The organism is Sphingosinicella sp. (genome assembly GCF_052388015.1).
In the GTDB taxonomy this organism is placed as follows: Bacteria; Pseudomonadota; Alphaproteobacteria; order Sphingomonadales; family Sphingomonadaceae; genus Allosphingosinicella.
Genome location: NZ_JBQTIN010000065.1, coordinates 1 through 9,024 on the forward strand (window position 1 = coordinate 1; position 9,024 = coordinate 9,024).

Consider the following 9,024-nt stretch of genomic DNA (forward strand, 5'->3'; position numbering starts at 1 on the left):
AGCGACCCGAATAATCGTTCCTGGTGAGCGGGTTCTGATCCTTTGTTTTGGTATTGTTCGAACCAGTGAGGTCGGCCGATCCGCCGATCGTCTCGGGCAATTGCGCGTTGATCGCGCCCAGCGCCATTTCGGATGCCTTGCGCGTCGCGACCTTCTGCGGATCATCGATCAGGCCCTGAACATACGTGGCCAGCGAGAAGCTCTCGGGCAGATCGCCCGCCATGCGCCGGCTGAGCTCGGCCCGCTTCCCGTCCGCGGCCAGGCGCTGCTTCCACTCGGCATGCGCGCCCTGGCTGCGGCGCCCCGCCTCGCGCCAGGCCGACAATATGTTTTCGGGCACCTCGAACGGGGGATGATCCCAGCCCAGCTCGGTCCGCGCGGCGGCGACCTCGTCGGCGCCGAGCGCGGCGCCGTGCGTGGCGGCGGTGCCCTGCTTGTTGGGCGCGCCCTTGCCGATGATGGTCCGGCAGGCGATTAGCGACGGGCGCGGGTCGGCGAGCGCTTCGCCATAGGCGCGGCGCACATCGTCCACGTCATGCCCGTCGCAGCGTACGGTGTGCCAGCCATAAGCGGCATAGCGCGCCTCGATATCTTCCGAGGTGGAAAGATCCGTTGCGCCGTCGATCGTGATCCGGTTGTCGTCCCAGATCACGTTCAGTCGGCCCAGCCCGAGATGGCCGGCGAGCCCCGCCGCCTCGTGATTGACGCCCTCCATCAGGCAGCCGTCGCCGGCGATCGCCCAGGTTCGGTGATCGACCAGTTCGTCGCCATATTCGGCATTGAGGTGCCGCTCGGCGATCGCCATGCCGACCGCCATCGCCACGCCCTGCCCCAGCGGCCCGGTCGTCGCCTCGACGCCGTCGAGCAGGAAATTCTCGGGATGGCCGGCACAAGGGCTGCCGAGCTGGCGAAAGCCCTTGATGTCCTCGATCGTCGGCCGCGCGTAACCGGTCAGATGGAGCAGGCTGTAGATCAGCATCGAGCCATGGCCGGCCGACAGCACGAAGCGATCGCGGTCCGGCCATTTCGGATCGGCCGGATCGTGCTTCAGATATTCGGTCCACAGCACCGTCGCGGCGTCCGCCATCCCCATCGGCATACCGGGATGGCCGCTGTTCGCCGCCTGCACGGCGTCCATCGACAAGGCCCGGATGGCGTTGGCGAGCGAGGTCGTGCTGACGTCCACGAAAATCCCTTCGGACGGGAGGCGGAAAAGCGGGAGCGCCGGAAGGCGCCGCCGTTCCTTTATCGGCGGAGGCGGCAAGGTCAACCGTCGCGGCTTGCCGCGCGCAACCGTCATGCTATCGTCATCATCGTGGCCGACCAGCGCGCCCTCGACGCCATCGCCCGGATCGAGCGGGCGCTCGCCCGGATCGAGACCGCGGCGGCGCGGCCGGCGCCCGTCGACAGAAGCGAGGAGCAGCGCCTCCACGCCGCGCATGACGCGCTCAGAAGCCGCGTTTCCGGCGCCCTCGCCCAGCTCGACGCGCTGATCGCGTCGGGGGAGCGGCGCTAGGTGGCGAATATCGACATCGACGTCGGCGGCCGGCGCTACAATGTCGCCTGCCGCGACGGCGAGGAGGAGCATCTCAAGGGCCTCGCCGCGACCGTGGATCATCACGCAACTCAGGCGACGCAGGCGCTCGGCGGCCTTACCGAGACCCGCCATTTGCTGTTCGCCGCCTTGCTGCTCGCCGACCACCTCAAGGAGGTCCGCGCCGGGGCCGGCCTGCCCGATCTCGTCCCGCCGCCGCCCGATCCCGCGGTCGCCGAGGCGCTCGAGCGGCTCGCCGGCCGAATGGAGGTGCTGGCCGAGAGCCTTGAGCGGGAGCACGGCAGCGCCTAGATAGGGCGCGACGGGTACTGCCTCGTGCGCGCTCAAGAACATCCCTGAGGCATATGCATCCTGGGGGACTGTCCCTGCCCGGGCCCTGGCCCGAAGCACATGGTTCCCACCTGACGTTGAGGCGTCAGAGGATATTCCGAGCAAACGGCCATGGCGGTCCCGTCACCCACCACGACCAAGAGCGAATTACGCACCGAGGGCCTCCGGCGGCGGCGCGACTTCGCGCGCAGCCTCGACCACCCGACCCGCTTCAGCCTGGAGCAGGCGCTGGCCGGTCTGGTGCTGCCCCATCTGATCGGCGCGCGCGTCATCGCCGCTTATCATCCGCTCCAGGACGAGATCAGCCCGATGCCGATCCTCGCCGGGCTGCGCCAAGGCCAGCGCGCCGGCTTTCCCTGGTTCGCGGACCGCGACGCCATCTTCCTCTGGCGCGAGGGGCCGGCGCGCGAGCCGAGCCCCTGGGGCGTCCTGCAGCCTGCCCCGGAGTCCGAGGCGCTCGCGCCCGATGTGGTGCTGGTGCCGATCGTGCTTGCCGACCGGCGCGGGGTGAGGATCGGCCATGGCAAGGGTCATTACGACCGCGCCCTCTCCCATCTGAGGCAAAGCGGCCATCCGGTCATCACGATCGGCCTGTGCTGGCCCGACCAGCTCGTCGATGGACCGCTGCCTGCCGAGCCCTGGGACGCCCGGCTCGACGCCGTGGCAACACCGAACGAGTGGGTCCAATGCGCCTAGAGCCGAGCTGGCGGCAACCGGCCGGCATCGCCCTCATCCTGCTGTTGATCGCCGGCTGGGCGGTGCTCGTCGTCAGCGTCGCGCCGCTGCTCGACGGCCTCCCGCGCTGGGTTCATGTGATTTATTATCTGGTCGCCGGCTTGCTCTGGATCGCGCCGCTCCGGCCGCTGCTGCGCTGGATGGAAACGGGTCGGTGGCGGGGGCCGTCACGCGAGTGAATCGCGTGACGTCGGTCCTGTCGCTTCGCGCAGGCCGGCTGGCTGTTCACGTCGGCTTTGCCGAACGGCATGCTGCTTCGCCGCATGCCTCGCTCCAGCCTGGCGCGAGTGACGGGGCTCGAACCCGCGACCTCCGGCGTGACAGGCCGGCGCTCTAACCAACTGAGCTACACCCGCTTGGGGCCGGCGGCGCGGTTACGGGAGGCTCAATGCGCTGTCAAGCGAGCTGGGCCGGCTCCCGCTCATGGCTCGCGCGGCGGCGGCCGCGGCTCGTCCGGATCCTGAATCAGCGTCCCTTCCTCGAACAGGAAACCGGCGATGTCGGGCCGTCCGGCGGCGTCCATGATGGTGCGGATGATGATCAGCAACGGCACCGCGAGCAGCGCCCCGGTCGTGCCCCACACCCAGGCCCAGAAGCTCAGCGACAGCAGGATCATCAGCGGGTTGATGGTCAAGCGCCGCCCGACGATCGCCGGCGTCACCAGATTGGCCTCGACCAGGTGCAGGCCGATGAAGATCAGCGCCGGCAGCAGCGCGAACCAGACGTCCTGGGGAAAGCTCATCAGCCCGCCGACCGCGAGGAGCAGCGCGGCCGCGATCGGGCCGAGATAGGGAATGTAATTGAGCAGGGCCGCGATGCCGCCCCACATCAGGGGACTCGGCATGCCGAGCAACCAGAGGACCAGCGCCAGCAGCGCGCCGACACCGATATTCACCAACGTGATCGTGCCGAGATAGGCGGAGGTCGCGTCGACGACCTGCTGGATGACACGGGCCGTGGTCATCGCGCCGGCGAAGCTCGATCGGGTGGTGATCGTCCGGCGGCGCATCCGCGTCCAGCCGGCCAGGAAGAAGTAGATCACCAGCACCGCGAAAAACATCTGGATGACCGCGAACGGGGCCGAGGCGGCGAGGATCTGGAGCAAGGTGTTCGGCGTCTCGACCCGGACCGCCTGGACGGCGGCCGCCGGTTCGCCGGCGCCGATCTGATCGACGATGCCCTGCACGAACTGCTCGAGATTGGCATAAAGCGCGACGATCGGCGCCAGCGTCTCGCGCAGCTGGCCGATCCGCTCCGGCAGCACCTGGAACCATTGCGAGGCGGGAATGACGATCGCCGCGACCGCGATATTGGCGAGAACCAGAAACAGCACGACGCACAGCAAGGCGGCCAGCGCCGAGGGGATGCGCCGCCGCTCCAGCCATTCGAGCGTCGGCACCAAAGCGATCGCGATGACGAGGGCCGCGGTCACCGGCAGGAAGAACTCCGCCCCGGCGCGCAGCGCGAAGGGCAAGGCGACGGTCAGCGCGATGCCGAACATCAGCACCAGGCCGGCGAGCAGCCGGTCGCGGCGATAGGCGACCGCCTCCAGCTCCATCTCGATCGCGGCGTCGCCTGGGTGAGCGTGCTCGGTTTCGCGTTGTGGATCGGTCGTGCGCTCGGCCATGCGGCGAGCATGCCGCAGCGCGCGCGGTTAGGGAAGCGTCGTGGTGCCCCTGGCCCGAGTCGAACGGGCACTCCTTGCGGAACTCGATTTTGAGTCGAGCGCGTCTACCAATTCCGCCACAGGGGCACGCGCGCCGTCATCTAGGGCGCTGCGCGCGGCGCCGCAACCGCCTCAGGCGAACACGTTCCCGGCGTCGGCCCTGCCCTTGGGATCGGGGCCGAAGCGGTTCGGGCCCGGCGTGCCGTCAAGGAACAGGAAGACGAGCAGGACAAGGCCGCCGATCAGCTGTACGCCCGAAAAGAGCAGTGAGACGCCCATCAAGGCTTCAAGATTGCCGTCATTGGCGGCGGCGCCGACCATCGCCGGAGTCAAAAAGATGCTGGCGAGATAGGGTCCCCAATAGAGCATGATCCACCAGCCGCTGCGATCCGTGTCGTGCAGCCGGCGAACGGTCACCGCCAGATTGGGGATGAAGAAGGCGAGCAAGACCAGGAGCCACAAGAGGAAGATCCCGATTACGCCGACCCCGCCCGCCAGCGCCTGCTCGGTATCGCCGGCGATGATGGCGGAGCCGGCCAGGCCGATGATGCCGACGAGGAAGGCGACGCCGAGCAGGATCTGGAACAACATCCACATCCAGAATTCCATCCGGCGCGAGCGGCCGGAAAACTCGGCGTAACGTTTGAGCGGCATGAACATCCATTCCATCGCCTGCTCTCCTCCCGGCGATCAGCCTGACCGGCTTCCGGGTCCTAGTTGAACGTCTGCGCTTCGGCCGCGCCGCCCTTCGGATCGGGGCCGAAGCGGTTCGGGCCACGGGTGCCCTCGAAGAACCAGACGATGATCAGGCCGTAGATCGGGATCAGGATGAACCAGCCCGAGCGATCCGTGTCGTGCGCGCGGCGAACCGCGAGCGCGATGCTCGGAATGAGCAGCGCCAGCTGCAGGATCATCGTCAGCATGCCGCCCTGCATGTTGAAGCTCGCCGAGGCGGTGCCGTCACCGAATTCGGAGGTGCTCGTCGTGGTGGCGAAGCCGAGCTGCACGTCCAGGATGCCGGCGATGATATAGAGGACGATGTAGAGGATGACGAACATCCAATATTCCTTCCGCCGGGAGCGGCCGGAAAAATCGAAATAACGCATAATCGGCATGAGCATGTAATTCATCGCGAATCCCCCTCCAGGCAGACCGGCCGAGTCCGGCCGACAGGGCAACGTCCGTCATTTCTCCCCTGTAATCAAGCGTCGCTGTGTCAGATCGAGCCGAAGTCGCCGCCGCGTCCCTTGCCGGCGGCGAAGCGGCCGGCTCCCGCCTGGGCTTCCGCGGCCAGCGGCGCCATTCCACGCTCCGCTTCGGCGCGCAGCGCGGCGGCGAGATCGCCGTCGAACGCCGCATGGGTCGAGGCCCGGTCCGTACGCAGGCAAAGTTGCGGAAAACGCGCGATTTCCTCGGCCAGGCGCATGGCCTCCGCCAATGCCTCGCCGGCCGGAACGACGCGGTTCGCAAGGCCGATCGACAGCGCTTCCGCGGCGGCGACGGGCCGCCCTGTCAGGATCATGTCGAGCGCCCGGCCCTGCCCGATCAGGCGCGGCAGCCGCACCGTACCGCCGTCGATCAGCGGCACGCCCCAGCGCCGGCAGAACACCCCGAACACCGTCGACTCGGACGCGACTCGCAGGTCGCACCACAAGGCCAGCTCAAGCCCGCCCGCCACCGCATAGCCCTCGACCGCGGCGATCACCGGCTTCGCCAGCCGCCGCCGCGTCGGCCCCATCGGCCCCTCCCCGGCCGGGTCGTAATCGCCCGCCGCCGACGCGACCGCCTTGAGGTCGAAGCCGGCGCAGAAATGGCCGCCCGTCCCCGCCAGTACCGCCACCGAAGCCGCATCGTCCGCCTCGAAGGTGTCGAACGCGTCGCGAAGCCGCTGCGCCGTGGCCGCGTCGACCGCGTTGCGCGCTTCGGGACGGTCGATGATGACCTTCGTCACCGGCCCCTCGCGCGCGACGATCACGCTCATATCCGCCGCTCCCGTCCGGCCCAGAACGGCTCGCGCAGCGCCCGGCGGAGCGGCTTGCCGACCGCGCTCAGCGGGATCGCATCGACGAAGCGGACCGATTTGGGCGCCTTGTAGCCGGCGAGCTTCTCGTGCGCGAAGGCGGTCAAGGCGGCTTCGTCCTGCGCGGCGCCGTTTCGGGTCACGACGAAGGCGGTCACCATCTCGCCCCAGACGTCGTCCGGCAGGCCGACCACGGCGACCTGCGCGACCGAGGGATGGCCGGCGAGCGCATCCTCCACCTCGCGCGGATAGACGTTGTAGCCGCCGGTCACGATCATGTCCGAGGTCCGATCGACGAGCGTCAGATAGCCCTCGTCATCGAAACGGCCGATGTCGCGGGTGTGCAGCCAGCGCGTGCCGGGCAGGAAGGCCTCTTGTCCCGGATCGCTATAGCCCTTCATCACGAACGGCGCGCGAAGCACGATCTCGCCCGGCTCGCCCGCCGCCACGTCGGCGCCATCCTCGTCCACCAGCCGAAGCTCGCACTCGACGCTCGGCCGGCCACAGGAGAGCAGCCGCTCGGGCGTCGCATCGACATGGTCCTGCCTGCCGAGCGCGCAGATCGCGAGCGGCGCTTCGGTCTGGCCGTAATATTGGACGAAGACCGGACCGTAACGCCGCAACCCCTCCTCCAGCACCGGCCGCGGCATCGGCGAGGCGCCGTAGAGGATGGTCGAGACCGAGGAGAAATCCGCGTCGTCGATCCCCGGCGACTGGAACAGCATCTGCAGCATCGTCGGCACGAGATTGAGCGCCGTCGGCCGCCAGCGGTGGATCGCCTCGATATAGGAGGCGGGCGTGAAGCCGGGAAGGATCGCCGCCGCGCCGCCGCGCAGCCAGTAAGGCAGGACGAAGGTCCCGCTGGCATGGATCATCGAGGCGGCGTGGAGCATGACGTCGCCGGCCGCCGGATCGATCAGGTTGGTCAGCACATTGTGGACGACGGCCGCATAGCTCGCCTGGGTGTGCTCGGCCGCCTTCAACGTGCCGCTGGTGCCGGAGGTGAACAGGCGCAGCAGCACGTCGTCCGGCTCGGCGGGCAGGCGCGGGTCGGATTCGGGCACGTCTTCGGCGAGCCTGAGCAGATCCGGCCCGAGCGCATCGTCGCCGAGGCCGTAGAGCCTGAGTTCCGGCACCGCCGCCTGGAGCTCGGCCGCGCGCTCGGCCTGCGATGTGCCGTAGACCAAAGTCCCGATCCCGGCGAGCGCGAGCATCTGCAGATGCTCATCGCGCGACAGCCGGCCGTTGAGCGGCGTGCGCCTCAGTCCCGCCTTCACCCCGCCGAAATCGCAGGGCACCGAATGGAGGCCGTTGTCGAGCAGCAAGGCGAGCGGGTCGCCCTTGGCGAGGCCGAGCCCCGCATAGACATGGGCGATCCGGTTCGAGAGCCGGTCGACCTCGCGGAACGTCATCGCCTCGTCGCCGAACAGGATGGCAATCCTGTCGCCGTGCCAGAGCGCGCCGCGGCGGATGAGTTCGGTGACGAGCATGTCCTTCCCTCCCGCGCACACTTGGCCACGGCGCGGACCCGCTTGCAAGCGGCGGCCGGGCAGGACAGAGGCAGATCATGGCGGCGCCGATCCCTATCGATGCGCGACATTGGGCGCTGGCGGCGACCTGGCTGGCGTCCTGCGCCGCCGCGCCGCCGCTCGAGTTCACGCCGATCCGGCCGGACTTCGCGCCGTCGGCGGCCGTCTATCGCGAGCGCTGGAGCGAGGAAGGCGCACGGATCGCGGCGGCGCTGGAGCGCGCGGCGGGCGTCCCCTTCCCCGATCTGCCGATCGAGGTGCTCGTCCGCGACGGCGCGCCGATGACCAGCCTGGACGGGCGCACGATCCGGCTGCGCGCCGGCTATTCGGTCAACGTCTGGCGGGCGACGATGACGCACGAGCTGGGCCACCGGCTGGCGATCACGCTCGGCCGCGCCGCCGGCATCGACGATCACCGCGCGCTCTACCTCTTCTACTACGAGGCGCTGACCGATCTCTACGGGCAGGGCTTCGCGGACCGCGTGGTCGGCATGGAGCGCCGCATCCCGGGCGCTTATGACTACGACGCCGCCTGGAGTTGGGCGCTCGCCATGACCCGTGAGGAGAGGCAGGCGCTGCTCGCCACGCTACGGCCGCCCCGGCTCGGTTATGGCCCCGTCGCCGGGCGCTGAACGCTCCAAGCGAGGAAAGATAAGGGCAGCCGTTACTTTTCTTTCGCTTCACCCGCCCGGCGAGGCCGCTAGAAAGCGAGCGTGATCCGGCCCTATCTTCCGCTCAACGCGCTGCGCGCTTTCGAGGCGGCGGCGCGCCATTCGAGCTTCAAGAAAGCGGCGATCGAACTGCGGGTGACGCCGGCGGCGCTCAGCCACCAGGTGAAGGCGCTGGAGGAGCGGCTCGGCGCCACCCTGTTCCACCGCCTCCCGCGCGGCCTGGCGCTGACCGACGAGGGGCAAGCGCTGCTGCCGGAGCTGCGCGGGTCGTTCGATCGGATCGCCCTGCTGCTGGAGCGATTCGAGCCGGACGGCGGCCAGGAGGTGGTGACGCTCGGCGCGGTCGGCAGCTTCGCGCTCGAATGGCTGCTGCCCCGCCTGCCCGGTTTCGAGCGCACGCACCCCGAAATCGACCTGCGCCTCTCCACCAACAACAACCGCGTCGACATCGCCGAGGAAGGCCTGGATTTCGCGATCCGCTTCGGCGACGGCGCCTGGCACGGCACCGAGGCGGACAA

At 69.1% G+C, this 9,024-nt stretch carries 12 protein-coding genes and 2 tRNA genes; 6 read left to right on the forward strand and 8 right to left on the reverse strand.

Going from position 1 to position 9,024, the window contains the following annotated elements; all coding sequences use genetic code 11:
* A partial coding sequence (locus ACT4N3_RS05735) for a thiamine pyrophosphate-dependent enzyme (protein ID WP_444854251.1) occupies positions 1–1,186 on the reverse strand: 1,186 nt, incomplete at its 3' end.
* 129 nt (positions 1,187–1,315) lie between these two features.
* Between ACT4N3_RS05735 and ACT4N3_RS05740 the strand changes: the two genes are divergently transcribed.
* The 4 genes from ACT4N3_RS05740 to ACT4N3_RS05755 all read left to right on the forward strand — a co-directional run bounded on the left by ACT4N3_RS05740 (position 1,316) and on the right by ACT4N3_RS05755 (position 2,799).
* A complete protein-coding gene (locus ACT4N3_RS05740; protein ID WP_444854252.1) occupies positions 1,316–1,516 on the forward strand; it encodes a hypothetical protein in 201 nt (66 codons plus the stop codon).
* Positions 1,517–1,846, forward strand: coding sequence for a cell division protein ZapA (locus ACT4N3_RS05745; protein ID WP_444854253.1), 330 nt, complete (start codon positions 1,517–1,519; stop codon positions 1,844–1,846). It abuts the gene before it with no gap.
* A gap of 150 nt (positions 1,847–1,996) precedes the next feature.
* Positions 1,997–2,581, forward strand: a complete 585-nt coding sequence (locus ACT4N3_RS05750; RefSeq protein WP_444854254.1) for a 5-formyltetrahydrofolate cyclo-ligase — start codon at positions 1,997–1,999, stop codon at positions 2,579–2,581.
* On the forward strand, positions 2,572–2,799 hold the full coding sequence (locus tag ACT4N3_RS05755) for a DUF2842 domain-containing protein (protein ID WP_444854255.1): 228 nt from the start codon (positions 2,572–2,574) through the stop codon (positions 2,797–2,799). Before ACT4N3_RS05750 ends, ACT4N3_RS05755 begins: the two co-directional genes overlap by 10 nt.
* Positions 2,800–2,899: 100 nt before the next feature.
* On the opposite strand, the gene ACT4N3_RS05760 is transcribed toward ACT4N3_RS05755, so the two are convergent.
* The 7 genes from ACT4N3_RS05760 to ACT4N3_RS05790 all read right to left on the reverse strand — a co-directional run bounded on the left by ACT4N3_RS05760 (position 2,900) and on the right by ACT4N3_RS05790 (position 7,796).
* A tRNA-Asp gene (locus ACT4N3_RS05760) sits at positions 2,900–2,976 on the reverse strand.
* A gap of 65 nt (positions 2,977–3,041) precedes the next feature.
* Positions 3,042–4,247, reverse strand: a complete 1,206-nt coding sequence (locus ACT4N3_RS05765) for an AI-2E family transporter (RefSeq protein WP_444854256.1) — start codon at positions 4,245–4,247, stop codon at positions 3,042–3,044.
* 41 nt (positions 4,248–4,288) lie between these two features.
* Positions 4,289–4,373, reverse strand: a tRNA-Leu gene (locus tag ACT4N3_RS05770).
* A gap of 45 nt (positions 4,374–4,418) precedes the next feature.
* A complete protein-coding gene (locus ACT4N3_RS05775; protein ID WP_444854257.1) occupies positions 4,419–4,955 on the reverse strand; it encodes a DUF805 domain-containing protein in 537 nt (178 codons plus the stop codon).
* Positions 4,956–4,999: 44 nt separating this feature from the next.
* Complete coding sequence (locus ACT4N3_RS05780; protein WP_444854258.1) at positions 5,000–5,416, reverse strand: DUF805 domain-containing protein; 417 nt, start codon at positions 5,414–5,416, stop codon at positions 5,000–5,002.
* 86 nt (positions 5,417–5,502) lie between these two features.
* Positions 5,503–6,267 (reverse strand): crotonase/enoyl-CoA hydratase family protein, encoded by a 765-nt coding sequence (locus ACT4N3_RS05785; RefSeq protein ID WP_444854259.1) that lies wholly within the window; start codon positions 6,265–6,267, stop codon positions 5,503–5,505.
* On the reverse strand, positions 6,264–7,796 hold the full coding sequence (locus tag ACT4N3_RS05790; protein ID WP_444854260.1) for an AMP-binding protein: 1,533 nt from the start codon (positions 7,794–7,796) through the stop codon (positions 6,264–6,266). The genes ACT4N3_RS05785 and ACT4N3_RS05790 overlap by 4 nt, the downstream gene beginning before the upstream one ends.
* A gap of 77 nt (positions 7,797–7,873) precedes the next feature.
* On the opposite strand from ACT4N3_RS05790, the gene ACT4N3_RS05795 reads away from it, so the two are divergent.
* Together ACT4N3_RS05795 and ACT4N3_RS05800 are read left to right on the forward strand one after the other, a co-directional pair.
* Positions 7,874–8,467 (forward strand): hypothetical protein, encoded by a 594-nt coding sequence (locus ACT4N3_RS05795; protein WP_444854261.1) that lies wholly within the window; start codon positions 7,874–7,876, stop codon positions 8,465–8,467.
* 81 nt (positions 8,468–8,548) lie between these two features.
* Positions 8,549–9,024: LysR family transcriptional regulator (locus tag ACT4N3_RS05800; RefSeq protein ID WP_444854262.1), on the forward strand; the 476-nt coding region annotated here is incomplete at its 3' end.

What these genes read in the sequence shown, in the direction of transcription:
- ACT4N3_RS05780 (WP_444854258.1), bottom strand. Translation starts at nt 5,416, where the DNA reads ATGAATTACATGCTCATGCCGATTATGCGTTATTTCGATTTTTCCGGC.
- ACT4N3_RS05775 (WP_444854257.1), bottom strand. Translation starts at nt 4,955, where the DNA reads ATGGAATGGATGTTCATGCCGCTCAAACGTTACGCCGAGTTTTCCGGC.
- ACT4N3_RS05755 (WP_444854255.1), top strand. Translation starts at nt 2,572, where the DNA reads ATGCGCCTAGAGCCGAGCTGGCGGCAACCGGCCGGCATCGCCCTCATC.
- ACT4N3_RS05765 (WP_444854256.1), bottom strand. Translation starts at nt 4,247, where the DNA reads ATGGCCGAGCGCACGACCGATCCACAACGCGAAACCGAGCACGCTCAC.
- ACT4N3_RS05750 (WP_444854254.1), top strand. Translation starts at nt 1,997, where the DNA reads ATGGCGGTCCCGTCACCCACCACGACCAAGAGCGAATTACGCACCGAG.
- ACT4N3_RS05785 (WP_444854259.1), bottom strand. Translation starts at nt 6,267, where the DNA reads ATGAGCGTGATCGTCGCGCGCGAGGGGCCGGTGACGAAGGTCATCATC.
- ACT4N3_RS05790 (WP_444854260.1), bottom strand. Translation starts at nt 7,796, where the DNA reads ATGCTCGTCACCGAACTCATCCGCCGCGGCGCGCTCTGGCACGGCGAC.
- ACT4N3_RS05795 (WP_444854261.1), top strand. Translation starts at nt 7,874, where the DNA reads ATGGCGGCGCCGATCCCTATCGATGCGCGACATTGGGCGCTGGCGGCG.